Origin of the sequence: Synechococcus sp. CBW1002 (genome assembly GCF_015840915.1) — a bacterium.
GTDB lineage: Bacteria > Cyanobacteriota > Cyanobacteriia > PCC-6307 > Cyanobiaceae > CBW1002.
The window spans coordinates 1,241,681-1,267,343 of the sequence record NZ_CP060398.1; the positions used below are offsets into that span (position 1 = coordinate 1,241,681).

The 25,663-nt window shown below is 64.6% G+C and carries 24 protein-coding genes; 16 read left to right on the forward strand and 8 right to left on the reverse strand.

Annotation, left to right across the window (positions count from 1 at the left end; translation table 11 throughout):
* Window positions 1-35 precede the first annotated feature (35 nt).
* On the reverse strand, window positions 36-1,586 hold the full coding sequence (locus tag H8F24_RS05940) for an IS5 family transposase (RefSeq protein WP_197170724.1): 1,551 nt from the start codon (window positions 1,584-1,586) through the stop codon (window positions 36-38).
* Between the two features lie 188 nt (window positions 1,587-1,774).
* Here H8F24_RS05940 and H8F24_RS05945 point away from each other — a divergent pair, with 188 nt between their 5' ends.
* The 8 genes from H8F24_RS05945 to H8F24_RS05975 all read left to right on the forward strand — a co-directional run bounded on the left by H8F24_RS05945 (window position 1,775) and on the right by H8F24_RS05975 (window position 8,138).
* Complete coding sequence (locus H8F24_RS05945) at window positions 1,775-2,008, forward strand: helix-turn-helix domain-containing protein (RefSeq protein ID WP_231598138.1); 234 nt, start codon at window positions 1,775-1,777, stop codon at window positions 2,006-2,008.
* A 30-nt stretch (window positions 2,009-2,038) separates the two neighbouring features.
* On the forward strand, window positions 2,039-2,548 hold the full coding sequence (locus tag H8F24_RS19255) for a transposase (protein ID WP_197170293.1): 510 nt from the start codon (window positions 2,039-2,041) through the stop codon (window positions 2,546-2,548).
* Complete coding sequence (locus tag H8F24_RS05950; protein ID WP_231597923.1) at window positions 2,524-3,603, forward strand: IS3 family transposase; 1,080 nt, start codon at window positions 2,524-2,526, stop codon at window positions 3,601-3,603. Before H8F24_RS19255 ends, H8F24_RS05950 begins: the two co-directional genes overlap by 25 nt.
* A gap of 265 nt (window positions 3,604-3,868) precedes the next feature.
* Window positions 3,869-4,090, forward strand: coding sequence for a hypothetical protein (locus tag H8F24_RS05955; RefSeq protein ID WP_197171390.1), 222 nt, complete (start codon window positions 3,869-3,871; stop codon window positions 4,088-4,090).
* Window positions 4,087-4,599, forward strand: a complete 513-nt coding sequence (locus H8F24_RS05960) for a helix-turn-helix domain-containing protein (RefSeq protein ID WP_197171392.1) — start codon at window positions 4,087-4,089, stop codon at window positions 4,597-4,599. The genes H8F24_RS05955 and H8F24_RS05960 overlap by 4 nt, the downstream gene beginning before the upstream one ends.
* Window positions 4,600-4,682: 83 nt before the next feature.
* A complete protein-coding gene (locus H8F24_RS05965; protein WP_197169597.1) occupies window positions 4,683-6,230 on the forward strand; it encodes an IS1182 family transposase in 1,548 nt (515 codons plus the stop codon).
* A gap of 199 nt (window positions 6,231-6,429) precedes the next feature.
* The gene (locus tag H8F24_RS05970) at window positions 6,430-7,521 is read left to right on the forward strand and encodes an IS630 family transposase (protein ID WP_197171394.1); all 1,092 of its coding nucleotides are present in this window, start codon (window positions 6,430-6,432) and stop codon (window positions 7,519-7,521) included.
* Window positions 7,491-8,138 (forward strand): integrase core domain-containing protein, encoded by a 648-nt coding sequence (locus tag H8F24_RS05975; protein WP_231598139.1) that lies wholly within the window; start codon window positions 7,491-7,493, stop codon window positions 8,136-8,138. Before H8F24_RS05970 ends, H8F24_RS05975 begins: the two co-directional genes overlap by 31 nt.
* 319 nt (window positions 8,139-8,457) lie before the next feature.
* Here the strand turns inward: H8F24_RS05975 and H8F24_RS05980 are convergent, their stop codons facing one another.
* Together H8F24_RS05980 and H8F24_RS05985 are read right to left on the reverse strand one after the other, a co-directional pair.
* Window positions 8,458-9,402: an integron integrase gene (locus H8F24_RS05980; protein WP_231598140.1), complete on the reverse strand. Its 945-nt coding sequence runs from the start codon at window positions 9,400-9,402 to the stop codon at window positions 8,458-8,460.
* Between the two features lie 48 nt (window positions 9,403-9,450).
* Window positions 9,451-10,359: an MBL fold metallo-hydrolase gene (locus tag H8F24_RS05985; protein WP_197171398.1), complete on the reverse strand. Its 909-nt coding sequence runs from the start codon at window positions 10,357-10,359 to the stop codon at window positions 9,451-9,453.
* A gap of 99 nt (window positions 10,360-10,458) precedes the next feature.
* Here H8F24_RS05985 and H8F24_RS05990 point away from each other — a divergent pair, with 99 nt between their 5' ends.
* Window positions 10,459-11,472 carry a methyltransferase gene (locus H8F24_RS05990; RefSeq protein ID WP_197171400.1) on the forward strand — a complete coding sequence of 338 codons (1,014 nt, stop codon included), beginning with the start codon at window positions 10,459-10,461 and terminating at the stop codon, window positions 11,470-11,472.
* Between the two features lie 18 nt (window positions 11,473-11,490).
* Complete coding sequence (locus tag H8F24_RS05995; protein WP_197171401.1) at window positions 11,491-12,912, forward strand: adenylate/guanylate cyclase domain-containing protein; 1,422 nt, start codon at window positions 11,491-11,493, stop codon at window positions 12,910-12,912.
* 23 nt (window positions 12,913-12,935) lie between these two features.
* On the opposite strand, the gene H8F24_RS06000 is transcribed toward H8F24_RS05995, so the two are convergent.
* Window positions 12,936-14,090, reverse strand: coding sequence for a GTP 3',8-cyclase MoaA (locus H8F24_RS06000; RefSeq protein ID WP_231598141.1), 1,155 nt, complete (start codon window positions 14,088-14,090; stop codon window positions 12,936-12,938).
* A gap of 65 nt (window positions 14,091-14,155) precedes the next feature.
* Entirely contained in the window at window positions 14,156-14,779 is a 624-nt protein-coding gene (locus tag H8F24_RS06005; protein WP_231598142.1) for a molybdenum cofactor guanylyltransferase, read from the reverse strand.
* 345 nt (window positions 14,780-15,124) lie between these two features.
* On the opposite strand from H8F24_RS06005, the gene H8F24_RS06010 reads away from it, so the two are divergent.
* The gene (locus tag H8F24_RS06010) at window positions 15,125-16,687 is read left to right on the forward strand and encodes a NarK family nitrate/nitrite MFS transporter (protein WP_197171403.1); all 1,563 of its coding nucleotides are present in this window, start codon (window positions 15,125-15,127) and stop codon (window positions 16,685-16,687) included.
* 93 nt (window positions 16,688-16,780) lie between these two features.
* Window positions 16,781-18,985: a molybdopterin oxidoreductase family protein gene (locus tag H8F24_RS06015; RefSeq protein ID WP_197171404.1), complete on the forward strand. Its 2,205-nt coding sequence runs from the start codon at window positions 16,781-16,783 to the stop codon at window positions 18,983-18,985.
* Here the strand turns inward: H8F24_RS06015 and H8F24_RS06020 are convergent.
* Both H8F24_RS06020 and H8F24_RS06025 read right to left on the reverse strand, forming a co-directional pair.
* Window positions 18,946-19,416 carry a nitrate reductase associated protein gene (locus H8F24_RS06020; protein ID WP_197171406.1) on the reverse strand — a complete coding sequence of 157 codons (471 nt, stop codon included), beginning with the start codon at window positions 19,414-19,416 and terminating at the stop codon, window positions 18,946-18,948. The two genes, H8F24_RS06015 and H8F24_RS06020, sit on opposite strands and share 40 nt — an antisense overlap.
* Window positions 19,406-20,521, reverse strand: coding sequence for an anthranilate phosphoribosyltransferase family protein (locus H8F24_RS06025; protein ID WP_197171408.1), 1,116 nt, complete (start codon window positions 20,519-20,521; stop codon window positions 19,406-19,408). Before H8F24_RS06025 ends, H8F24_RS06020 begins: the two co-directional genes overlap by 11 nt.
* A 423-nt stretch (window positions 20,522-20,944) precedes the next feature.
* Between H8F24_RS06025 and H8F24_RS06030 the strand changes: the two genes are divergently transcribed.
* Both H8F24_RS06030 and H8F24_RS06035 read left to right on the forward strand, forming a co-directional pair.
* Window positions 20,945-21,148, forward strand: a complete 204-nt coding sequence (locus tag H8F24_RS06030) for a hypothetical protein (protein WP_197171410.1) — start codon at window positions 20,945-20,947, stop codon at window positions 21,146-21,148.
* 314 nt (window positions 21,149-21,462) lie between these two features.
* On the forward strand, window positions 21,463-23,031 hold the full coding sequence (locus H8F24_RS06035; RefSeq protein ID WP_197171412.1) for a ferredoxin--nitrite reductase: 1,569 nt from the start codon (window positions 21,463-21,465) through the stop codon (window positions 23,029-23,031).
* Here H8F24_RS06035 and H8F24_RS06040 read toward each other — a convergent pair.
* Window positions 22,961-23,401, reverse strand: coding sequence for a hypothetical protein (locus H8F24_RS06040; RefSeq protein WP_197157679.1), 441 nt, complete (start codon window positions 23,399-23,401; stop codon window positions 22,961-22,963). The two genes, H8F24_RS06035 and H8F24_RS06040, sit on opposite strands and share 71 nt — an antisense overlap.
* Window positions 23,402-23,538: 137 nt before the next feature.
* On the opposite strand from H8F24_RS06040, the gene H8F24_RS06045 reads away from it, so the two are divergent.
* Together H8F24_RS06045 and cobA are read left to right on the forward strand one after the other, a co-directional pair.
* Window positions 23,539-24,789, forward strand: a complete 1,251-nt coding sequence (locus H8F24_RS06045) for a hypothetical protein (RefSeq protein ID WP_197171414.1) — start codon at window positions 23,539-23,541, stop codon at window positions 24,787-24,789.
* The gene (gene cobA, locus H8F24_RS06050) at window positions 24,786-25,574 is read left to right on the forward strand and encodes a uroporphyrinogen-III C-methyltransferase (protein WP_197171416.1); all 789 of its coding nucleotides are present in this window, start codon (window positions 24,786-24,788) and stop codon (window positions 25,572-25,574) included. The genes H8F24_RS06045 and cobA overlap by 4 nt, the downstream gene beginning before the upstream one ends.
* The last annotated feature ends 89 nt before the right edge of the window (window positions 25,575-25,663 follow it).

The following is a 25,663-nucleotide window of genomic DNA, read 5'->3' on the forward strand; positions in this document are numbered from 1 at the left end:
GCTGGCAAGCGCGGTGACATCAAGTCGGCCAGATCTCAAAAGCCTGGCTTGCAGATGCCCTCAGGCGCTCTGATCGCTGACCAGGCCATAAAAAAGCTGTAGATCCACCCAAAAAGAAGGACAAAAAAGAGGCGCAGCAGCCTCAAGACCTTTTCCGCGCACATCACGACAAAGGCCATCGAGATGGAGGATTCGGCACCAGCTGGTAGACGAGCCATGATCAGATCCAGGGAATACTTGCGCTTTCCAGAGCCAAAGACGCCTTCCACTTCATTGCGTCGAGCTTGATCAGATCGGAGCTGGTGCTTGTGTGCAGTGGTGACATCAGGATCCTTGGGCGGGCGACCCAATCGCTTGCCGGAGAGGCGAATACCGTTCCTCGTGCAGAAATGCCTATTCTTGGCCGTGATATAAATCCGGTCGGCGCAGATTCGCTCTGGGTAAGATCCTGTATCCAGCTTGTATTTTTCCGCCTGAGCGATAAGGTCTTCTCCTTCGTTGTAGGGGTTCCAGCTTATGCGGTGCAAGAACGGAAAGCCGTTTTGAACCGAAACACTGATTTTGGCTCCAAACTCCACCGCAGCACGTGCTTTGCCTCGCACCATTGGGCGGATATGGGTCTGCACAAGATTCACCAGGCGGTCTGGAATGCTGTTGGTCTGAGAGGCGAGCAGAAGGCCCTGTTGCCGCTCCAACTCGCTGCAGGCCAACAACTTCTGCCACCAATGCCTCTTAAGCTCGGAAAGCCTTGCCCCGCAGCCGATCAGAGCATCAATGGCCTTGAGATTCTGCCGCACATAGCCAAGCTGATGTTTAATGGCAGCCTTCACTTTGCGGCGACGTGGTCGTTTTTGCTTCGCCACTCTCAGGAAATGAGCACGAGCAAGGCCACGGTCGTAGCGAGGTCGATGTCTCCTGAATCCCGATGACTGACTGCACAGATCATCAATGACTCGCTCGGTCGTTGTGCGAGCCTCGTTGAGGAGCTTGAGGTCTCTGGGATAGGTGATGTCGGCTGGAGTGCAACTGGCATCAATCGTGAGAGTGCCCCAATTCTTTCCTTCTGGCCAGTCAGCAGGCTTGATCAACGCATCAAGTTCTAGCTGAGCGCCTCCTCCACTGGAATCACGATCATCATGGTCGTCATCGTCTGCTGCCTGAGCAAGTGCTTCCAGAAGGATCTCTTTGCCGCGCTGCACCACCAGCTCGTTGATACGGCGCAGATCCTCGTCAGAAAAACGCTTGCGAAAGTGCACCATCATCGAGGCATCAAACGGTGCCTTGGATGTGTAGCCCGCAAAGCCAAGAAAGAACTGAATATAGGCGTTCTCTCTGATCTGATGGACTGTCTCTTCGTCGGTGAGCCCTAACTTCTGTTTGATGTAGAGAGCACCAAAGGCCATTCTCACTGATTTGGCTGGAGCGCCAATTGTGGCGCTGAATTGAGGGGCATAGGTTTCTTCCAGCTCATCCCATGGGATCAGCCCCTCCAGTTGAACCCAGCGATTCTCGGGATCAAGTGTGCCGCCAAATGGCAGGTGGAACTCCTTGATTGAGATCTGACCGTTATTGTGCCTCCGGTACATATGGAGCGATCAGGAGTAAAGGCAATCACGGATTGCCTGATTCACGGCTACTTTAGCGGATTCTCATGCTTGAGACCAGCTGCGGCGCAATGGATCTGGATTTTTCAGGAGTCCCTACATCCGGGGGCTTGAGGACATGACCAATGCGTCGTTACAGCGAGGCCGTCAAGGCTGATGTGAGAAGGCGGATGAGCCCGCCGCACAGGCAGAGCGTGGCCCGGATTTCAGAAGAGCTGGGCATCCACGTGATCACCCTCTACAAATGGAGGAAGACGTGGCGGTTGCAGGGAGAGGTGGTGCCGGCATCTCAGAAGGAACCAGATGGCTGGAGTGCTGCCGACAAGTTCACGGTGGTGCTGGAGACGGCCGGGTTGAACGCCACTGAGCCCCCCTGCGTCAGGAAAGAAGTCCGCTCGGTCTGACCCATCCACTAGGGGGCCAAACCGAGGACCATGAAACCGATTTATGACCAGGCCGTGCGGGCTGAGATCCGCAATCGCATGAGCCCGCCCAACCGAGAGAGCGTGGCCGAGATCGCTCGCTCCACCGGCATCACTACCCAGACCCTCTACAACTGGCGCAGTCAGTGGCAGAAAGAGGGCCAGCTGGTGCCGGCCACCAGCAAGCCGCCGGAGCAGTGGGGCGCATCCGACAAACTGGCCGCCGTGATCCAGGCCGCAGGCCTCAGCGGCCCCGATCTCGGCGCTTACTGCCGTGAGCGGGGCCTCTACCCCAAACAGCTTGCCCGATGGCGCCAGGCCGCTGAGGATGCCAATGGCCCCAGCGCGCCGACCATGACCGACCACAGGGATCTACAGCGCAAAAACCAGGAGCAGGCACGCCAGATCCGGCGCCTTGAACGTGAGTTGCAGAAGAAGGAAAAAGCTCTTTCGGAGGCGGCAACATTGCTGATGCTGTCAAAAAAGCTCGATCAGCTTTGGCTGCAAGAAGAGGAGTCCTGATTCCGTCAGAGCAGAGAAATAAAGCCATGGACTTTCTCCATGAAGGCCTCAATGCAGGAGCTTCCATCAAGGCTGTTGCTGATCTGATCGGCATCTGTTCACGCACTCTGCGGCGCTGGGGGCTTGATATCAGCGGCCAGGGATTCAGTGTGGACCACCGCAAGGGTGCCCCACGTGAAGTGGCTCACAGATTCACGGCAAAAGAGCGGCAGCGGGTGATTGACTCCGTCAATGATCCGCGCTTTGCCGATCTTGCGCCTGCTCAGATCGTGGCCATTCTTGCTGAGGAGAGAATGTATGTGGGTTCAGAGTCGACGATCTATCGCATCATGCGGCAGGAAGGCCTGCTGAATCATCGTGGCAGGGCCCGCTCTCCCCGCGAGCCAAGACCAGTCCCGGTGCTGGAGGCAACAGGAGTTTACCAAGTGCTGGCCTGGGATATCACCCTGTTGCCCGGCCATGTCAAGGGTCAATTCTACTACCTCTACATGGTGATGGATGTGTGGAGCCGCCGCATCCTTGGAGTGGAAGTGCATGAGCGCGAATGCAGCGTGCTCGCCAGCGCATTCTTTGATCGCGTTTGCCGCGATGAAGGAATCAACAAGGAGACTGCTGCGGTCCTGCACTCGGACAATGGCGCCCCCATGCGCTCATTCGCCTTGGCGGCCAAGATGGCGGAGCTGGGTGTTTCGCTCTCGTTCTCCAGGCCGCGCGTCAGCAACGACAACGCCTACGCTGAATCATGGTTCCGTACCATGAAGTACCACCAGAGTTATCCGCTACGGCGCTTCCGGGAACTGCTCTCGGTAAAAGCCTGGGTGGATGGCTTTGTCGAGTGGTACAACGCTGAGCACCGGCACAGCGGCATCAAGTACGTGACGCCCAATCAGCGGCACTACGGCCAGGCCGATGGGATCTGTGCCATCCGGCAGAAGACCTACGAAGAAGCTCGGCAGAAGAATCCGCAGCGCTGGAGTCGTCACATCCGTGACTGGAGCCAGCCACAGGTTGTGAGCATCAACCATCCCCGTCCGCAGCAACCTATCGCTACTTGACCCTCAACAATCCAGGCCCCCGTGGCTGTCCGATGGCGCCCCTCGGTGGGCGCCATCGGACACAGCCGCGAACAGGGGCCGGACGCCCCAACCCCGACCAAAGACAGCCATCGATGACAACGACACCCCGGCCACGGCGACCCTGAACCTCAACCCGCAGTACACTCAAGTTCGGTGCTCAGCTCAGCACCCCGAGCGGACAACTTCCCTGATAGGTCCCGAGCTCAGTGCCTATTGCCGCGAGCGGGGGCTCTTTCCTGAGCAGGTGAGCCGCTGGCGTCAGACCGCTCAGGATGCCAACGCCAAGCCGGTGCTGACGATGGCCGAGCAAAAGGAGCTCGAAAGGCTCCGTGCCCAGGACCAGCGAGAGATCAAAGCACTCAAGAAGGAGCTGCAGCGCAAGGAGAAGGCCCTGGCGGAGGCGGCGGCCTTGCTGGTGCTGCGAAAAAAGTGGGATGCCTTCTGCTCGGAGGACGCGGAAGGTTGACCAGCGCCGCGCACCGGCGGAAGGTGATCGAGCTGATCGGCGAGGCGCATGCGGCTGGAGCCGGCCTGGTGAGCGCATGCGGTGAGATCGGCATCTGCCTGCGTACCCTCAAACGATGGCGGAAGGCCTTTCTGGGTGATGGGGACGGCGAGGACCGCCGTAAAGGAAGTCCTCGCCTGGTCGTTCACCGGCTGACGGAGGAGGAGCGCCAGCGGATCCTGCTGACGTGCAACCAACCGGAGTACGCCTCGCTTCCGCCCGGGCAGATCGTGCCAGCGCTGGCGGATCAGGGCCTCTATATTGCCTCCGAGAGCAGTTTCTACCGGGTGTTGCACCAGGCAGGGCAGTGTCACCGACGTGGGCGGGCCCGGTTGCCGCAGGAACCGCGCTCCGTGCCGCGCCTCAGGGCGGATGGCCCAAACCGGGTTTGGAGCTGGGACATCACCTATCTGCCGACCACAGTCCGGGGTGTGTGGCTTTACCTCTACCTAGGAGCCTGTCGCGCATAGATCAGCACCCAGTCTCTCCACAGCCGCCCATCAATCTGCCCAGATCCCAGTGACTGCAATGGATCTGGGCGATACACTCGGGCATGCAGAAGCGCAAGACCTTTCGCCCCTGGCAGCCGCAGCAGGCCACCCTGCTGCCGCCGTCACCGCGTGAGTGGCTCTCAGAAGACCACCAGGTGTATTTCCTGCTGGACCTGGTGGATGAGCTGGATCTCTCCGCGATCCTCGTACCCGCTCAGGCCAAGGACCCCCGCGGAGAGAAGGGATTCGATCCACGCATGATGACGATGCTGCTGCTTTACGCCTACTGCGTGGGCATCGTCTCCTCCAGGAAGATCGAGCGGGCCTGCTACGAGGATCTGGCATTCCGCGTGCTGACCGGCAACCAGCAGCCGGACCACAGCCGAATCAGCGAGTTCCGCCGGCGCAACCTTGATGCCCTCAAGGGCCTGTTTATTCAGATCCTGCGCCTGTGCCAGAAGGCGGGGATGGTGAGCCTGGGCCATGTGGCCCTCGATGGCACCAAGGTGCAGGCCAATGCCTCCAAGCACAAGGCGATGAGCCACGAGCGGATGCTCAGGGCGGAGAAGGAGCTCCAGAAGGAAATCAACGCCTTGATCCGCAAGGCCGAGATCCTGGATGCCCAGGAAGACCGGCGCTACGGCAAAGGAAACCTGGGCAGTGAACTTCCCGATGAGCTGCGCCACAAGCAGGGCCGCCTCGCAAAAATCCGTCAGGCCCGCAAGGAGATGGAGGCGGAAACCGCTGCAGCTGCAGCGCGGCAGCGGCAGGAGGAAGCCGAGAAGGCCAGAGCCAAAGCGACCGCAGCCGAGGAATCGGATGGATCGGCCCCTGAGCAGGCCGAGCTGAACAGGAAAGCGGAAGCCGCAGCGGCAAAGGCAGCAGCGGCGGGGGACAAAGCCATCGAGGCCGCCGAGAGCGCTGGCCTCGAGCCACCAGATCTGGAGCCACTCGCCTCTGACGCGATGCCCAGGCGTGGTCTGGCGAGAAAGGCTGACGGCACACCGACGGCCAAGACCCAACGGAATTTCACAGATTCCGACAGCCACCTCATGCAGTCCGGCGGCACCTACCTGCAGGGCTACAACTGCCAGCTGGCGGTCGACAGTGACCACCAGGTGATCGTGGCGGTGGGCGTCAGCAACCAGCCACCGGACGTGGAGCACCTGGAGCCCATGCTGGAGCGGATCGCCGCCAGCGCCGGTGAACTGCCGGACGTGATGACGATGGATGCGGGCTACTGGAGCGACGACAACGCAGGTCACTGTGAGGACCTTGGCATTGACGCCTACATCGCCACCGGCCGTCTGCCGCATGGGAAGCCGCCACCGCCACAGCGAGGACCGCTGCCCAGAGATGCCGACGCCAGAACCCGCATGGCCCGCAAGATCAGAAGCAAGAAGGGATCCAGGATCTACGCCCAGCGCAAAGCGATCGTGGAGCCGGTGAACGGCCAGATCAAGGAAGGCCGGGGCCTGCGGCGGTTTCTCTTGCGGGGCCTGGAGAAGGTCGATGGTGAATGGCATCTGATCGCTGCCACCCACAACCTGCTCAAGTTGTTCCGGTACAGGCGATCACAGCAGCAGCTCTGGGCAGCAGCGACGGGATGAGGGGTAGAGACCCTGGCAATGCCGCCAGGGCTGAGTCAACCTCGCCCCAATGAACCAGCTCAGCGGGAGAGGTAGACCTCAGAGCTCACCTCACCGGGATTCGTCGTGACCAGGGGCTCGCTGCTCTATTGGCAACAAACTCCTAGTATGCCGTCCCGGAAATAACAGCTAGAATCGAGAGTGTCACCCGAGGTGCCTTGTGGCGCTTGGTCGTCCGATGCCTCCGCTGGTCCTCAGCGAGGACGAGGTTCAGCAGTTGCGGGCCCTTGCAAATTCCCGGTCGTTGCCGCATTCGATCGTGCAGCGCGCTCAGATCGTGCTGGCCTGCGGTGCCGGCGAGACCAACACCGCCATCGCCAAACGGATGGGGCTGACGGGGATGACCGTTGGCAAGTGGCGCAAGCGGTACCGGGAGCTGGGCCTGGAGGGCCTGCATGACGAGCTGCGGCCGGGTAGGCCTCGCACCTACGAGGACGACACGGTGGCGGAGGTGATCAACCGGGCACTGCAGACCAAGCCCACCGATGGCAGCACCCAGTGGTCTGCGCGCTCCCTCGCGGCTGCCACCGGCATCTCCAAAACCACCGTTCACCGCTGGCTGCAGACTTTCTCGGTCCAGCCCCACCGGCAGAAGTCGTTCAAGCTCTCCACCGACCCGTTCTTTGTGGAGAAGGTCCGCGACATCGTCGGCCTGTACCTGAACCCTCCGGATAAGGCGATGGTGCTCTGCGTCGACGAGAAGACGCAGATCCAGGCACTGGACCGCACCCAGCCGCTGTTGCCCATGGGCCTGGGTTACGTGGAGGGCGTCACCCACGACTACATCCGCCACGGCACCACCACGCTGTTCGCTGCTCTGGATGTGGCAACAGGCGAGGTGATCACCCAATGCAAGCCCCGCCATAGGCATCAGGAGTTCCTGGGGTTCCTGCGCCAGATCGAGAAGTCGGTCCCCGAGGAGCTTGATGTCCACTTGATCGTCGACAACTACTGCACCCACAAGCACGCCAAGGTGAGGGCCTGGCTGGCGCAGCGGCCCCGCTTCCACGTGCACTACACACCGACCTACGCCTCCTGGATCAACCAGGTGGAGCGTTGGTTTGGGATCATCACCCAGCGGGCGATCCGACGCGGCAGCTTCTCCAGCGTCAAGGAGTTGATCTCCAAGATCGAGCAATTCGTGGCGGCCTACAACAAGACCAGAGCCCCGTTCAACTGGACCGCGACGGCGGACTCAATCCTGGAGAAGCTCCAGCGACTTTGTTCGCAAATCTCCGGGACGGCACACTAGTGGTCGACGTCTGGAGCCGCAAGGTGGTGGCCTGGGATATGGCTGAGGTGGAATCGGCTGAGATCGCGGCGGATCTGGTGCAGCGAGCCTGTCTCAAGGAGCGTTACCGCCGCCCAAGGGGATGTGGCGCCAACCAGTCCACCCCCCTGCCGCTGATCCTCCATGCCGACAACGGCAATGCCATGCGCGCCGCCACACTCGAGGCGCGGCTGGAGGAGTTGGGTGTCCTGCGGTCGTTCTCTCGGCCCAGGGTTTCGAATGACAATCCCTTCTCGGAAGCCTTGTTCCGCACGTTCAAGTACCGGCCCGACTACCCCAGTCGGCCGTTTACCAGCAAAGAAGAGGCGTGTGAGTGGGTGTCGGCGTTTGTCGACTGGTACAACCATCAACACCGCCACAGCGGCATCAAATTCGTGACGCCTCACCAGCGTCACAGCGGTGCCGCGAAGGTAATTTGCCAGCAGCGAGCCAATGTCTACGAGAAGGCCCGTCAGGCCCATCCAAGACGCTGGAGCCGAAGCACCCGCTGCTGGCGTCAACCCGAAGAAGTGTGGATCAACAAGCCACCAGAGGAACCCGATCCGATCCTCGCGCTACCCTTAACCGAGGCCGTCTAAATGGCAGCCAAGGAGTGACACCTTCCCTGAAAGTCACCGGGCGCAGAGCCTTGAATCGACAAAAGTTGACTATGATTATTCTTGTAATCTGCCGCGAAGCGGCTTAGTTCAACGATTATGGATAGATCGTGCGCAGCCACGATCTTATCTGTATTTAGGCGGGTCCGATATCCCCTCCCTGCTCAGTGCCTGCGGCTGCATAAGAGCCCTAAGTCTCCCAAGGCGATGGCTGAAATGCGTTCCAGCATAAGGCCCTTTCTGGCATTGCTCTATCGCTGACGGGAACTTGGGTGGGTCCGAGAACCAAATGTTTGGGCCGCTACAAAAGGTCGACGGGGCTCATTACCCCGCAAGGGCCTCGATTCAGTACATGTGTATAGATCATCGTGGTCTTCACGTCGCTGTGCCCAAGCAATTCCTGGATCGTGCGGATATCCTGGCCGCGCTCCAGTAGATGAGTCGCAAACGAGTGGCGAAAGGTGTGGCAGCTGGCCGCCTTGCTGATGCCGGCACGCAGGATCGCCCGCTTCACGGCCTTCTGGATCACGGATGGGTCGATGTGGTGCCGGCCTTCCACTCTCGTCTTTGCGTCACGCCAGCGGTGGGCCTGTGGAAAGACCCATTGCCACCAACATTCCAAAGCAGCATTCGGGTATTTCCTTCCCAGTGCCATTGGCAGCAAGACTCTCCCCCAACCTGCTTCCAGGTCTGCACAGTGAATCTGTCGCACCGCCTTTAGATGCGCCTGCAATGGCTCCGCGAGGCTGGTTGGAAGCACGGTGATCCGGTCCTTGTCCCCTTTGCCGCTGCGAACGGTCACGTGCCTGGCCTCGAAGTCCACGTCCTGGACCCGGAGCCGCAGGGCTTCCATGAGCCTCAGGCCGCCGCCATACAGCATCTGCGCCACGAGTTGTTCGGTGCCCTCGAGTTGTTGCAGCACAGCCTTCGTCTCCGCCACCGTGAACACCACCGGTAGCCGCTTGGGCTGCCTGGCACGGACCACTCCCTCCAGGTTGCCCACATCACCGCCCAGCACATGCCTGTAGAGGAACAGCAAGGCCGACAGTGCCTGGTTCTGCGTGGAGGAACTCACCTGGCCCACCGTGGCCAGATGCGAAAGGAACGCATTGATCTCCTGCTCGCCCATCTCACGCGGATGGCGCATCCCGTGAAAGTGCAGAAATCGTTTCACCCATTGGGAATAGGTGCTGATCGTGCGGCGCGCGTAGTGCCGCACCTGTAGCTCCTCCCGGTAACGATCCATCAGCCTTGGGCCTTGATGAGGAGTCATGTCTGCGGTGCGGAACCACCTTCAGGGTTCCCCGCCCAGTCCCTGCCGCCCTCGCGCCAGCGTTGCCTCCAGGTCCCGGCGCCATTCGCCCGGCGCGAAGGTGTGCCAACGGCCGTGGCCGGGGAGAAGCCAGCGCACGTCCAGATCCAGCAACCGCTCCACCGAACGCAGCTGCTCCGGCCAGTTCCACCAGCAATAGCGCTGGGACGCCACCACCCCCGGCGGATGCACGCCCCACCAGAGGTGGTCGCCGCTGAACAGCACCTGCTCGGCGAACAGCACGGCCACCGAGCCGGCGGTGTGCCCCGGTACCGGCAGCACCAGCAGGTCGGCATCGAGCCGGATCGGTTCCGAGCCTTCCCAGTGGTGCTCAGCCTGCGGCGCGGCCTCCGCATCAGCGCTGTGGATCCAGCGTTCAGCGCCGAACCGCTTCGCCCAGGCCTGGTGATCGGCCACATCGTCGCGGTGGCTGAGCAGGATGCGGCTGACGCCGCCCAGGGCCTCGATCCGGCGGGCCAGCGCTGCGCTCCAGCGCGGTGAATCGATCAGCACGTTGTCTGAGCTGCCATCGGGGCGTCGCCGGGTGATCAGCCAGCTGCTCGCCCCGAAGCTCTGGCGCGAGGCCCAGCCGCAGTAGTGCACCTCCCCCTGCGGCAGGCTCACCACCAGCGATGGGAAGCCATCGGCTGGTGTGAGCGCCAGCAGGTTCCGGCTGGTGCCGATCGCGGCCACCGGGCAGGCCTGCAGCGCCAGCAGGGCGGCGCGGGTCTCGGCATCGCCCTGGGGCTGGGCCCACACGTGCGACGTGCTGCCGGTGGGGGCGAAGTGGGCCGGATCGAACTGCCAGCAGGTGCCGCAGTCGATGCAGCTGGCATCCACGTAGAAGGGGCCGCCGGCATTGGCGGCCAGGCGCTCGCTCGCACGGGCCATGGCGGTGAGGCAATACCACCCTCAGCCTGGTGGATCGCTCCGCTCTGGCCCACGGTCTGGTGCTGGGGCTAGAGAGCAACGGCACCCCGTTCTGGCCCGATGGACCCCCGCGCGGATCTCACCAGTCACTTTCTCCAGCTCGCCAGCGGTAACTGGGTCACCCAGATGATCCACGTGGCTGCCGAACTGGAGCTCGCCGACCATCTGGCCGCCGCCAACCCCGAGGGCCTGACCGCCGAGGAGCTCGCCGCCCGCTGCGGCGCCGATGCCGATGCCCTGTTCCGGCTGCTGCGGGGCCTGGCCAGCCTGGGCCTGTTCGCCGAAACCGAGCCGCGCTGCTTCGTGCTCACCCCCCTGGCGGAACTGCTGCGCAGCGACCATCCCGCCTCCCAGCGCCAGTTCGTCCGCATGCTCGGCGGTGAGCACTACGACGCCTGGGCCGACCTGCTCCACAGCGTGCGCACGGGCGAGAGCGCCTTCCGCCACCATTTCGGCGAACCCGTCTTCCCCTGGTACGGCCACAACCCCGAGCGCGGCGCCATCTTCGACGGCGCCATGACCGACTTCTCCCGTGTGGAGACCCAGGGCCTGCTGGCGGCCTACGACTTCAGCTCCCTCACCCACCTGGTCGACGTGGGCGGCGGTCGGGGCCAGCTGCTGCAGGCGGTGCTGAGCCACCACGGCCACCTGCGCGGCACCCTGTTTGATCAGCCCTCCGTGGTGGAGCCGGTGGCGGTGCCGCCGGCGCTGGAGGGGCGCTTCCAGGTCGCCTCCGGCGACTTCTTCCACTCCGTGCCGGCCGGAGCTGACGCCTACCTGCTCAAGCACATCCTCCACGACTGGGGCGATGACGCCTGCCTCACGATCCTGGGCCACATCCGCGCCGGCCTTGCCCCCGGCGGCCGGGTGCTGATCCTCGAGCAGGTGATTCCGCCAGGCAACGATCCGGCCCCCGCCAAGATGCTCGACCTGAACATGCTCGTGATGACCGAAGGCGGCCGCGAGCGCATCCCCGGTGAGTACGCCAAGCTGCTGGAGCGGGCCGGACTGCGCCTTCAGGCGATCACCGCCACACCCTCGCCGATCAGCGTGGTGGAGGCGGTGCTGGGCTGAGCCTGCCAGAGTTGTTCCATGACCGCCACCTTCCCGTGGGTCCGGGCGCGCCTGTCGCGCCGCATCGCCTTCTGGATCTTCCTCAATTTCCTGGTGGTGGAGGCGATCGTGCTGGTGCCGTCGGTGCTGCGCCAGGCCGAGCGGCTGGGCCTGCAGCTGCGGGAGATCACCAGCGCCAAGATCCAGTGGCTGGTCGCCATGCAGGCGCCAGGAAGTCCTGAGGCGCTCCTGCAGGAGGTGAAACGGCTGCAGGGGCCAACCATGGTGGCCGATCTGAAAGGTGCGGCGCTCTACCGCGCCTCCACCGGGGAGCTCCTGGGGGGCTTCGGTTCCAAACCCAGCCTCCGCTCGGCTGCGGCTTCCGATGCTTCGCTGCAGGGGCGCTGGTTTCCCGGCGAGAACGCCTACGACGGCCTCTGGAGACCCCAGGTTCTGCGGGGCAACGACCTGGTGCTGATCGTGCGGCACAACGATGCCGCCCTGCGCCAGGGCCTGCTGGTCTACGTGCGCAACATCGTGCTGATCGTGCTGGGCATCGCCAGCGTTCTCACCCTGATCACGATGGTGGTGATGCAGCGCCTCGTGATCGGCCGGGTGCTGCTGCTGCATGATCACCTGCTCCGATCCGGCACCGCCTTTGAGGAGGGGATGCCAGCCGATCCAGACAGCTTCCTGATCCCGGTCGCCGCCTCACGTCGCGCCGATGAACTCACCGACGTGATCGAGGCTTTCAACCGTTCCTTCCAGCGCACCAGTGGAGAGATGGAGCGGCGGATCGCAGCGGAGGCCTCCGCCCAGGCCGAGCGGGACCGCTCCGAGTCGCTGTTGCTCAACATCCTGCCGGCGCCGATCGCTGAGCAGATGAAGCGTGGCAGCCACACGATCGCCGAAACCCACGCCGATGTGACGGTGCTGTTCGCCGACATCGTGGGGTTCACCGCTCTTTCCTCCCGGATTGATGGCGACGCCCTGGTGGTGCTGCTCAACCGCGTCTTCTCGAGCTTCGACGACCTGAGCGAGCGCCACGGGCTCGAGAAGATCAAGACGATCGGCGACAGCTACATGGTGGTGGGTGGCCTGCCGACCGCACTCGACCACCACGCCGAGGCCGTGGCGGAGATGGCCCTGGCGATGCAGGCGGCGATCGCCCAGGTCGAGGCTCCGGTGGCAGGGTCGCTCGCTCTCCGCATCGGGATCCACAGCGGGCCCGTGGTGGCCGGCGTGATCGGGCGCCGCAAGTTCATCTACGACCTCTGGGGCGAGACCGTGAACGTGGCCAGCCGCATGGAATCGAACGGGGAGCCGGGCCGGATCCAGATCAGTCAAGCCACCTGCCGCAAGCTGGCCGGCTCCTATGCCACCGAACGTCGCGGCCAGGTGCCGATCAAGGGCGTGGGGGAGATGACCACGTACTGGCTGCAGGGCCGACTTGCGTCGTAGTCGCTTCAGCCGCTTGAGCCGTTTCAGCCGCCGAGGTAGGCCATCTCTGCCGGAGTGGCTCGGCCCGCGGTCGTGCCAACGGCCTCCCTACGGTCTTCGCTGTAGCGGTCCTGCCGCTGTTGCCAGAGTGCCCCGATCGCAGCCCGCAGTCCCGCCGCATCCGCTGATGCTCCTGTGGCCGGCCGGAGCCAGGGTTTGAGGTCGCTGCCGCCGCTGGCGAACAGGCAGGTGTAGGCCACGCCGTCGGAGGTGACCCGCAGGCGATTGCAATCGCCGCAGAAGGGGGCGCTGATCGAGGCCACCACCGCCACATGCAGCGGCGCGGCGCCGGCTGAAGACCCCGGGTTGTCGAGGTAGCGCCAGCGGCTGGCGGTGCCCTGGGCGGGACGCCCCACCGGTTGCAGCGGCCAGTGGGCTCCGATGTGCCGCACCATCTCGGCGGCGCTGAGCACCTGCTGTGGGTCCCAGCCGTTGCGGTTGCCCACATCCATGAACTCGATCAGGCGCAACTCCACCCCCCGCTGACGCGCCAGGGCCGCCAGCGGGATCAGCTGGTCGTCGTTGCGGCCGCGGGCGATCACCGCGTTGAGCTTCAGCTCCCCCCGGGCCGGATCGAAGCCGGCGGCGCGGGCGTGCTCGATCGCCTCCAGCACCCGCTGCAGCAGCCGCTCCCCCCGTGCCGCCTCGGCCTCTGCAGGCGGGGCGGTGCTGGCCAGACCGGCCATCCGGGCCACGCTGGCGCCATCGGTGCCATCAAGGCTGAGCGTGATCCGATCCAGCCCGGCCTGCCGCAGCGCCCTGGCCCGTTCCGCCGTGAGCAGCGCCCCGTTGCTGGTCAGGGCGATCTCGCGCAGCTGGCTGCCCTGGCCGCGGTTGCCTTGTCCGCTGGCGGCACCACCTTTCAGCGGCTGCAGGCTGCTGATCAGCTCCTCGAGCGGTGCATAGAGCAGTGGCTCCCCGCCCGTGAGCCGCAGCGAGGAGAAGCCCAGCCCGGCGGCGGTCTCGACCAGCTGCCGCCGTTCTGCCAGGGTCAGCAGCTCGGGCGGATCCCGATCGTCCGGGCAGCAGTAGGGACAGGCCAGGTTGCAGCGGGCCGTGAGCGACAGCCGCAGCACCCCCGGCGTGCGGTGGAGGCGATCGAGCAGAGGGACTGGGGGGGCTGAGGCGGCAGGGTCCACGCGGGCATCAGCCCTTGAGGCTTCGGCTCCGCCCAGCCTGCCGGGTTATGCCTTGGGCTGGCGAGTCACGGCCCGGCTGCCTTGTCCGGTCGTGCGGCTGGCCCGTCGTGTGGCCAGTCGTGCGGATGGTTGCAGTTCCTCAGCTGGGAGGGCTCCAGCCTCACCGGCAGCACCGGCTGGCGATCCAGCCAGCTCTGCAGACGGCGATGGCCCAGTGCCAGCCAATCCTCCAGATCGCGGCGCACGGTTGGCGTGTTCGGGTAGACCCCCAGCAGGGGCTGCAGGCGCTGGCCGTCGTGGGCGAGGCAGAACTGGTGGGGGTGTTGGTCTGCGGCCTCGAGCAGCTGCCGCAGGCTCTGGGTCTCCAGCCAGGGCATGTCCACCGGCATCAGCAGCAGGATTGCGTCGTCCGGGTGCCGGTGCATCAGCCGCGCCAGGGCCCGCAGCGGCCCTCGCCAGGGGGGTGGTTCCTCGAAGCAATCCAAGGGCACGCCCAGGGGCTGCGCCAACCCTGCGGCCAGGGCCAGGTGGGACGAATGGCGGCTGCAGAGGGTGATCGGCTGCTCCAGGGCGGCCAGCCGCCGCAGCCCCCGCTCCAGCCAGGTGCCGCCGGCCGGATGGGGCAACAGGGCCTTGTCGCGTCCCATGCGGCGGCTGTCACCACCGCTCAGCAGGCAGCTGCGCAGCAAGGATCAGCACTGCTCAGCCGGTGGATTTCGGCAGTAGCTGCTGCTTGCGAGGATCACGCTGCCGTCCACAATCGTCAGAGGTCTGGTCAAGACATTCGCTGATCAGATGGCTTGAGAATGCCAAGGAGGGTGGCTGAACCATTGCTCTGTCTTCCTGGTCTGTCTTCCTGGATCGATACAAGCAGCGATGCAGTCCGGCATGAAGGCTGCTCGATGACCATCCGTAACTTTGGCTACATCGCGGGTTTGGTGTGAGCTGGTCTAATGCCTGAGCGGTTGGCATGGTGCGCCGCTCAAAGGCTCCGCCCGATTTTCGAGAGGTGAGGGTCGCCATCTTGATTTCACATGCTTGCCGAACTCTGGTCACTCCAGGGCAGATATAAGACACTGCATCTCACCTGGTTTGCCTTTTTCCTTACTTTCGTTGTCTGGTTCAACCTTGCACCCCTGGCCACCACGGTCAAGGCCGAATTTGGGCTCAGCGTTCCTCAGATCCGCACCCTGGCGATTTGCAACGTTGCCCTGACAGTGCCCGCCCGCATTCTGATTGGAATGCTGCTCGACAAGTTTGGACCCCGAATTACCTACTCCACGTTGTTGGTGTTTTCGGCGATCCCCTGTCTGATGTTTGCGGCCGCTCAGGATTTCAACCAGCTGGTTGTGGCCCGCTTGTTGCTTTCCATCGTGGGCGCCGGGTTTGTGATCGGCATCCGAATGGTGGCTGAATGGTTTCCCCCCAAGGAGATTGGCGTTGCCGAAGGGATTTATGGCGGCTGGGGAAATTTCGGCTCGGCTTTCTCTGCCTTGACCCTGGTGATCGTGGCCGGCTGGCTGTCATTCTCCGGTGGTTTTGAAGTGGATGGTGCTGTTCTGAACTGGCGAGGTGCAATTGCCTTGACGGGCATCATTTCGGCCGTCTATGGATTGATTTATTATTTTAATGTAACCGATACGCCCCCCGGAAAAACCTATCAAAAGCCCCTTAAGACTGCTGGTCTCGAGGTGACATCGATCAAGGATTTCTGGGGTCTGATCGGCATGAATGTGCCCTTCGCGGCGATCCTGGCGGTGCTGGCCTGGCGCCTCCAGAAAGTGAAGTTCCTTGATGCGGGTGGATATACGATTGCCCTGCTCCTGGTGCTGGTTTTCTTTATCTTCCAGACCTGGGGCATTATCCGCACCAACAAGGCCCTGATCCTGGGTCAACGCACCTACGACAAGGACGATCGCTATCAGTTCAAGCAGGTGGCGATCCTGGAGCTCACCTATATCGTCAATTTCGGGTCCGAGCTGGCGGTGGTGTCGATGCTTCCCACCTTCTTTGAAACCACCTTTGACCTTCCCAAGGCAACGGCGGGCATCCTGGCCTCCGCTTTTGCCTTCGTGAACCTGATCGCCCGTCCTGGCGGCGGCCTGCTGTCCGACAAGCTCGGTTCACGCAAGTCGACCATGGGATTTCTCACCATCGGCCTGGGTATCGGCTATCTGGTAATGAGCATGATCAAGCCCGGCACTTTCACCGGCAATGCTGGCATTGCCCTGGCCCTGGTGCTCACGATGGCCTGCTCGTTCTTTGTGCAGGCTGGCGAAGGCTCCACCTTTGCCATGGTGCCGCTGGTCAAGCGCCGGGTCACCGGCCAGATCGCTGGCATGGTCGGGGCTTACGGCAATGTGGGGGCCGTGGCTTACCTCACGATCTACAGCCTGCTGCCCGTCTGGATGGGTGGCGCTTCGGCGGAGCCTTCGCCTGAAGTGATTGCTGCCTCCAACAGTGCCTTCTTCCAGATCCTGGGAGTGGCTGGCTTGATCGTGGGCTTCATGTGTTACTTCTTCCTCAATGAGCCCAAGGGCTCCTTCGCTGATCAGCATGAGGGTGAAGCCGTTGCTGCCGCCTCCCCCGTGGGCTGATTGCCCGCTGTTTTGAGGCCTGGTTCTCCACCACGACCGTCGACATCAGGCAGGCCGATGGCCTGCCTTTTCCATTGTGATCGTTGTCTGTTCATGGTTGATTCCGCTGCCTCCTCCCTGCGCTCCCAGTGCCCCTATTGCGGAGTTGGGTGCGGGCTTGAGCTGATGCCGCCGGCCTCGAAAGGCAAGCCAACCCGTCGAGGTGACGATGGCCTGCCGGTCTGGGGTGCCCGGGGCGATCGGCAGCATCCCTCCAGTCTCGGACAGGTCTGCGTCAAGGGAGCTACGGTCTGCGACACGCTGGATGGGGGAAGGCAGCTGCAGCCCCTCTATCGCGCCAGCCTGGATGATCCGTTGGCGCCGATCTCGTGGGATCTGGCCTTGGAGCGGATTGTGCACCAGATCAAGGCGAGTCTGGCTGGCAAGGGGGCAGACGCGATCGCCATGTATGGCTCCGGCCAGTTTCACACCGAGGACTACTACCTCGCCCAGAAACTGTTGAAGGGGGCGATCGGGACCAACAATTTTGATGCCAATTCACGCCTGTGCATGAGTTCGGCTGTGGCCGGCTATGCCTGCAGCCTGGGCTCTGATGGCCCGCCCTGCAGTTATGACGACCTTGACCACTGCGGCGTCGCCTTTCTGATCGGCACCAACATGGCGGAGTGCCATCCGGTGCTGTTCCAACGTCTGCTCAAGCGCAAACGGCGCCAGCCTGGATCCCTGCAGCTGGTGGTGGTGGATCCGCGCGCCACCGCCACCGCTGCCGCCGCCGATCTGCATCTGCCGATTCGCCCGGGCACCGATCTCGTGCTGCTGCACGGAATTGGCCATCTGCTGTTGCGGCAGGCATGGATCAATTTTGAGTTCATCGAGGGGGAAACCGAGGGGTTTGCGGCCTATGCGCAGTTGATCCAGGCCTGGACTCCCGATCGGGTGACGCGGATCTGTGGCATCACCGAGGAGCAGTTGCAGGCTGTGGCCTCCCTTTGGGGTGGTGACGGTCCGGTGCTCAGCCTCTGGTCCATGGGCGTGAACCAGAGCGTCGAAGGCACTGCCACCGTGGCGGGGATCATCAACCTGCATCTGATCACCGGTCAGATCGGCCGTGTCGGCGCCGGACCGTTCTCGCTCACGGGACAGCCCAATGCGATGGGGGGGAGGGAGGCCGGTGGCCTCTCCCATCTCCTGCCCGGCTATCGCACGGTCGCGGATCCTCTGCATCGCCGGGCGGTGGAGCAGGTCTGGGGGTTCCAGCCTGGTGCGATCAGCCCCGCCCCCGGGCTCACGGCCTGGCAGCAGGTGGAAGCGATGGAGGCGGGCGAACTCGATCTCTGGTGGGTCGCCGCCACCAATCCGTTGGTGAGCCTGCCCAATCTTGAACGGGTCAAGGCGGCGCTGCTGCGTTGTCCCCTGGTGGTGGTGAGCGAGGCCTATGCGGAGACGGAAACAGCTCAGTACGCCCATCTGATCCTGCCCGCTGCCCAGTGGAGCGAGAAGGAGGGTGCCATGACCAACTCCGAGCGACGGGTCACCCTCTGCCCCTGCTTCCGCCCCGCTCCCGGCCAGGCGCGTGCCGATTGGCAGGTGTTTGCCGAGGTGGGTCGCCGCCTTGGTTTTGTGGATCAGTTCACCTATGCCTCAGCCGCTGAGGTCTATGCCGAGTTCGTGCAGCTCACCGCCGGTCGTCTTTGCGATGTCTCCGGTCTGAGCCACGATCTTCTCCGTCTGGAGGGGCCCCAGCAGTGGCCCTTTCCGATCGGCACCGAGCCCACCACCGAAGCCCGGCGGCTGTACACCGATTGGCGCTTCGCGACCCCCAGTGGGCGCGCCCGCCTGATCGCCGAGCAGCCGATGGGGCTGGCGGAGCCCCCCAGTGAGGCCTATCCCCTGGTACTCACGGTGGGGCGCTACCTCGGCCACTGGCACACCATGACCCGCACGGCCCGTGTTCCCCGGCTCACGGCGATGCATCCCGAACCCCTGCTGGAAATCCATCCCGACGATGCCGAATCCCTGGGCCTGGAGAGCGGAGCTCTGGCCTCGATCAGCTCACGCCGGGCCAGCATCACCGCCAGGGTCGACATCACCGAACGGATCCGGCCAGGCACGGTTTTTCTGCCGATGCACTGGGGATTCATGCAGGAGCAGGCCTGTGAGGTGAATGCCCTGTTGCACGAGCAGGCCTGCCCGATCTCGAAGCAGCCGGAACTCAAGGCTGCGGCCGTGTGTGTTGCGCCGGCGCCGGCGCGACAGCTTCAAGGGAAGACCTCGATCAGCGCGGCCGCGAGGTTGTGATGGTCGTGCCCGGGGCGGGCCAGCTTGCAGAGGGCGAAGCGCTCCAGTTCTGACAGGGCAAGCCAGCACTCCGGGCTGAGGCTGTATCCCAGTTCGGCGGCGGCCGTCGTGACCGCCACGGGCGGTTCACCTCCCCGCTGCCAGGGTTCCTGGCTGGCGATCGGCAGGTCTGTGGCTTCGCCATCCGGCAGGTCCCGGGTGCGCTGCTTCAGATGGGTGGCCAGGGCCCGGAGTGCCTCGGCATCGTCGCCCCAGAGCACCAGCTCCTGCCGCTCCGCTTCGGGCATCGCCAGCCAGTGGCTGAGGCGAAGTTTGATGCCGGCCAGATCAAGTTTGCGCCTCACACAGAGAGGGATGCAGCGCCAGTTGCCGACGAAGTCGTGCTCAAAATCAAAGCAATGGCTGCCCTGACTGGCCTGGTCAGGACGCATCGGCCCTCCACTGGATCAGACGCTGCAGCTGGGTCAGACCGGCGCCGCTGTTCACCAGGTTCCGGGCCATGGCCAGGCCACGCTCGAGATCGGCCTGCACCCCCGCCAGAGAGAGATAGACGCCTGCATTCCAGATCAGAGCCGTTGTCAGCGGGCCCTGTCCGCCCAGGGCCGCCAGCGCCTGTTGGCTCCAGCTGTCCAGCTCGAGCCAGGGCACATCGTTGTCGTAGCAGCCATGGTCACGGGGATGGAGGATCATCCGCTCGATCTGGTCACCCCGCGCACGGGCGGTGATGCAGGCCCGGCTGATCGGCAGGTCTGTGCTGCCTTCCAGGCCTTTCACGGTGATCACCTCCTCCTCTCCCGCCAGATCCAGTGCTTTCCATGCCCGCGATTCGGTGGGGGGATGCACGAAGCCGCTCACCAGGAGATGGGGACCGCGGTGGGCGGTCCAGAGCAGTTCGAGGCTGGCGACGGGTGGGCGCTTCCCCAGATCTTCCCGAATCTCGGTGAGCCGCTCCGCCAGGGGGAAATGATCGGGCTGATGGATCAGGGCCAACCGCTGCTGAGTGAGCCCCTCCTGAACGGTGGCCAGCGGCAGGTGCAGCAGATCGAGGCCCAGGGAGGCGAACAGTTCCATGGCCGTCACCCCGTATTTGACCGGCATCCGGCTTCCGCCCTGCAGCACCACCGGCAGGCCGGCGGCAGCCAGCACCAGGCTGGTCAGCGGGTAGATCGGGGCTGTGCGGGTGCGGCCATCAAAGGGCATGCCGAAGCTGACCGCTCGCTCGGTGGTGTGGAGGGCGGGGCCGAGGTCCCTGTAGAGATCCAGCATGCCGGCGAGTTCCTGGGTCTCCGGTCGTCGAATCCGGTGGGCGATCAGGAAGGCACCGATCTGGGCTGGACTGGCCAGGCCGCGCAGCATCAGCTCCAGAGCATCCCGCGCTTCGCTGCGGCTGAGGCCCTGGCTGGTGTGCTCACCGCTGCCGATTTTCTTGAGATAGAGCTTGAATCGCTGGCGTTCATCACTGGGCTGTCTGGCAAATGCTGCTGCGGCTTCCAGGGTGGTCGTGGGATCTGGCGCGGGATTCGAGGTGGCTGGCATCAACATGGACGGTCGGCACTGAATCCACCAGCACCAGTATTTTCCACAGCTGAATGCGGAACTGTGCGGGTTGTGGCCTGAGCCGCACGGGGCCCAAGCGCACGGTGTCAGCCCATCACTGCGAAGAAGTATCAAGCGATACTGATTCTTTCCTGAAGATGCGACGGGGCGATCAGGTCGATCGGTTCGGTACCAACCATTGCATCAAGGCGCGTCGTGGGCCGAGAGAGTCACCCGAACGTCCCCTGTTCCCGTGCGTCTCGCCGCTTCCTTTGGACTGTTGCTCGGTGTCCTGCATGGCTGGAGCGTTCTGGATCTGAGGGCCTCCCAGGCGGCCGCCCCCTTCGCAGGCCTCTCGGAGGCGGCGCCTCTCCAGGATTCGGGCCGCTCATACTGATGCCATTCATCAGCTTGGTTGCTGCCATGGCTGCGCCGCTGCAGGTCACCCGCGCCCAGGCCTCGCCCCTGGGGGTGGCCCTCGCCTTCCTTGGCATGTTCGTGGTGGGCTCGCTCGCTGTTCAGCTGCTGGCTTCGCTGCCGCGCTCCTCGGGAGCGGCTTCCCGGTCGGGTCCGGTGCCGGTGATTGCCCATCAGGCGACGCTCTGGCAGACCCTCGGCGAACGCTGAGTCTCGGCGGGTCGGATTCAGGGAGTGTCCCGGGCCAGCCTGGTCTGGGAGCTGGGATGGGGGCGCGGCGAGATTCCGTAGCGGTAGTGACACGAGCCCTGAAGCTTCCGCCTCAGGATGTGGCGATCGCGTGATTCGGGTACTGGCGCTGCTGTTTCGGCTGCCGTCTCCGACGACTCTTGCCGGCTGCGTATCCCTCATTGGCGCTCGCCGGCCCCACCGCTCTGCTGGATGCCGGCGTGGTGGGGCTTTCGAGGTCACGTCATGCCTCCTCTGCTTCCTGTTCCGGCGCCGTATGGGCGCGCTACTTCTTTATGCAGACCCCTCCCGTAACCGATCTGTCAGCTGAGCCCAAGCTCAGTAAACTCGAGCAGGCCAAAGCCGACTTCTGTGGCCTCGATCTGGAGCCCCAGCTTGCAGATCTCGCTCTACAGGGGTGGGAATCCCTGGATGAGGCCACCCTCACCATTCATCTCAAGTGGCTGGGTATCTTTTTCCGGCCGGTTACGCCGGGGCGCTTCATGCTGCGGCTGCGGCTGCGCAATGGTGTGATTCAGGCGGAGCAGTTGGAGGTGCTGGCCGAAGCCGTGGATCGCTGCGGCGAGCATGGCAGCGCCGACATCACCACCCGCCAGAACCTGCAGCTGCGGGGGTTGTTGTTCGAAGACATGGCCCCGCTGCTGGCGGCGATGGAGCGGGTGGGCCTCACCAGCCGTCAATCCGGCCACGACAATCCCCGCAACATCACCGGCAATCCACTGGCCGGCATCGATCCCGAGGAGGTTTTCGATACACGACCACTGGTGAGCGCGATTCAGGAGCGGCTCTTCGCTCCGGATGGTCCCCGCAACCTGCCCCGCAAGTTCAATGTGGCGGTGGGAGGGGCGCCAGACAGTTTCCTTCTGCATAACGATCTTGCCTTTCTTCCGGCCTGGAGCGGTGGGGCCAGTGGTGGTGAGCTTGGCTTCACGGTGATGGTTGGAGGCTTCTTCTCCGCCCAGCGCAATGCCCTGGCTCTCCCGCTGGGCGTGTGGCTTCCGCCGGAGCACTTGCCCACATTCACGCTTGCGGTGCTTCGCCACTTCGAGGATCAGGGCAACCGGGAGGTGCGCAACAAGAGCCGGTTGATGTATCTGATTGATGCCCTGGGGCTCGACGACTACCGCACCGCCGTGCTCGCCCGGTTCGCTGCATTCGCCGGTACCGCGGCGGCCGACACGGTGCGGCCGCACGATGGCAGCAACCTCGTCTGCCGCGCCCCGCGTGATGGTCTGGGGGTGCATGCCCAGAAGCAGGACGGCCTGCATTGGGTGGGCCTGCATGTGCCGATGGGCCGGTTCCGTGGCGCCGACCTGTTTGAGCTGGCGCGCCTGGCGCGCACCTATGGCAGCGGAGAGCTGCGTCTGACCGAAGCCCAGAACGTGCTGTTGCCGAATGTGCCGACTGACCGCCTGGAGGCGCTGCAGCAGGAGCCGCTGCTACAACGCTTCCGTCTCGATCCCGGAGCCCTGCAGGCCGAGGCGGTGAGCTGCACCGGCAATGCCTACTGCAGCTTTGCCCTGATCCCCACCAAGGGCCTGGCCCAGGATGTTCTCGATGCGCTGGAGACGAGGATCGATCTCCCTGAGGCTGTCCGCATGCACTGGACCGGTTGCCCCAACGCCTGCGGCCAGCCCTACATGGGTCAGATTGGCCTGATGGGTGCCAAGGCTCGCAAGGATGGCGAGATGGTGGAGGCCGCCAAGATCTTTCTGGGAGGTTCCATCGGCCAGGAACCGAAGCTGGCGGAGCTCCACGACAAGGGGGTCCCGCTCACCGACCTGACCGATGTGTTGGAGCAGCTGCTCCTGGAGCGCTTCGGTGCCACGCCGAAGGCTGCCTGACCGCCCCCGGCCACCAGGCAGGGCGACGCCAGCCGTGCTGCTGGCGTTGCTCCTGCCGCCAGACCCGATCGATCGCCTCCAGTGCGGCGGTGTCGTGGGGGTCCTGCCCGCCGTAGAGGAGACGGGTGAGCCGCTCAGGGTCGAATCCCATCAAGGCCGCTTCCTGCCACAGGCGGCTGCTACGGGCCGTATCGCCGAGGGCGAACTGGGCTCGATCGAGATCGCGCACCCATCGGAACAGCAATTGCCGCTCCTTGAGCGCATCCAGTCCGTCGAGCTCCGCCCCTGACGCCGAAACGCTGGCCGATTGCACCCCAACGCCGCGCTGTCGTGCCCGATCGAGCCCTGGGTCTGCGGTGGTCCGGATCATGCGATTGGCCATGGGGTCGTTCGAGCAAGCCTGCACTTGTGATAGACGCCATGGACGCCACCACCCTCTCCATCACATCAAACGTATCGATGGCTACGGTTTCTGAGCCAGGGTGGTGCCCGCCCCATCCCCGTGCCATGCCGGAGCTGTTGCCGCCACCGGGCAGTCCGGAACGCTGGCCCTGGCTTCAGCAGCTGCGCCGCCGGCCGAGTCTGGATCTTGAGCCCTGGTTGGTGGCGATTGAAACGGGCCGATTGCAGCCGGAGGCCGATCTTCTGGCCGTGTTGGCGGAACGCGTCGACGGCCAGGCCACGGTGCGCCTGCTGGCCTGGTGGTTGGCGGAGCCCAGCGCCGATCCGGAGTGCCTGTCCGTGATCGCTCGGTTGCGCCATCCCGGCTGTGCTGGGCTGCTGCGCCAGGCCCTGGCGACGGCTTCCTCCGACCGTCAGGAGCTGCTGGTGCCGCTGCTCGGCCATCAGCGGGATCCAGCTGATTTCAACCGGATGCGCTCCCTGGCCCTCGAGCCAGGGCCGTTGCTGTTGCGCCGGGCAGCACTCGAGGGTCTGGCCCTGGGACTGCCGGCATGGCCCACCGAATCCCTGCGGCAGGTGCTGCGGAGCTGCGCCGTTGATCTCGATCCCCTCCTGGCAGGGGCAGCCGTGGACCTTCTGGCCCGGCTGCCGCACGGCCGCCGCAGCCTGTCTCACCTCGATCCGTCGCGGCTGGACGGGGCCGTGGCCAGGCGGCGGCAGCGGCGCCTGGCCGGTCTGCGCCGCAGTGCCCTGCTGCTGGTCGTGCATGGACGGCGGGGGGGTGTGATCCCCGAGGAACTCGGCACCCTGGCCCGGGAGGTGGAGCGTCTGCGGGGCACCCCGGTGCATCTGCACGCCCTCACTGCAGACCCCTGCCCCGCGCCGGGCGACGGCGGGGACCTCACCCTGGTGCCCCTCTTCCTGCTGCCGGGCACCCATGTCCGCCACGACCTGGCTGCGGTTGCGGCCCGATGGCGAGGCCGCGGTGCCGTGGGTCGCGTGCCCTTCCTGGGGGCCTGGCCCTGCTGGCAGGAGGCCCTGCGTGAGGAGCTGGCCGAGCTGGCCGGTTCGGCTGCAGTGGGATCATCCCCTTGGCTCATCCATCACCCCATGGACGGCAAGCTGGGATCTCGGTATCTGCGGTATCTGGAGCGGAGTCTGGGGGTCCGTTGCCGGTCCGCTGTTGCCGATGGGCAGGAGCCGGTGCCGGCGATGGAGGACGGAGCGCCCGTGCTGCCGCTGGTCCTGGCCGCCAATCGCCTCACCGACAGTCTTCCGCAATGGCTCGGGCGGCCCCTGCTGCAGCGCTTCCGCTTCCGTCAGCTGCTGCTGACGCAGCTTGAGGCCCTGCCATGACCACGCCCCCCTCGCCGGGCATCGTCTATCTGGTGGGAGCTGGTCCGGGTGACCCCGAATTGCTCACCCTCAAGGCCCACCGGTTGCTGCGCTGCTGCGACGCCCTCGTCTACGACTCCCTGGTGCCGAAGGCCCTGCTGGATCTGGTGCCGGAGGGCTGCGAGCGGCAGTTTGTCGGCAAGCGCCGCGGCTACCACTCGGTTCCGCAGCCGAGCACCAATGCGGTGCTGGTGGAGCTGGCCGGTCGCCATCGCACGGTTGTGCGGCTCAAAGGGGGCGATCCCTTCCTGTTCGGCCGCGGCGGCGAGGAGGCGGCCCACCTGGCGGCGCGCGGCATCCCGGTGCAGGTGGTGCCCGGTGTCACGGCGGGGATCGCCGCACCGGCCTACGCCGGCATTCCGGTGACCCATCGCCGGGCGGGTTCGAGCGTCACCTTCGTGACCGGGCACGAGGAGATTGACAAGGCGCGCCCCGGCGTCGACTGGCAGGGGCTGGCCCGCTGCAGTGACGGCCTGGTGATCTACATGGGCCTCCATAACCTCAACCGCATCTGCAACGAGCTGATCGCCGGTGGCCTGGCGCCCGACACCCCGGCCGCCGTGATCCAGCAGGGCACGGTGCTGGGGCAGCGGGATCTGGTGGCTCCCCTGGGAGAGCTGGCCGATCGGGTGGCGGAGCAGGGGTTCGTGTCGCCCTCGATCGTGGTGGTGGGGCAGGTGGTGGCGGAACGGGTGGCGGCCTGCGCCCCCGCGCCGGCCGATGCCGAGATGCCGATTCCCTTCTGAGCATCAGCCCCGGCGCCGCTGTGTCGCTCGGGCCTCCCTTCGGCAAGACTGGTGGCTGAGGCCTGGACTGTCTGGGCTCGGCACCCTTC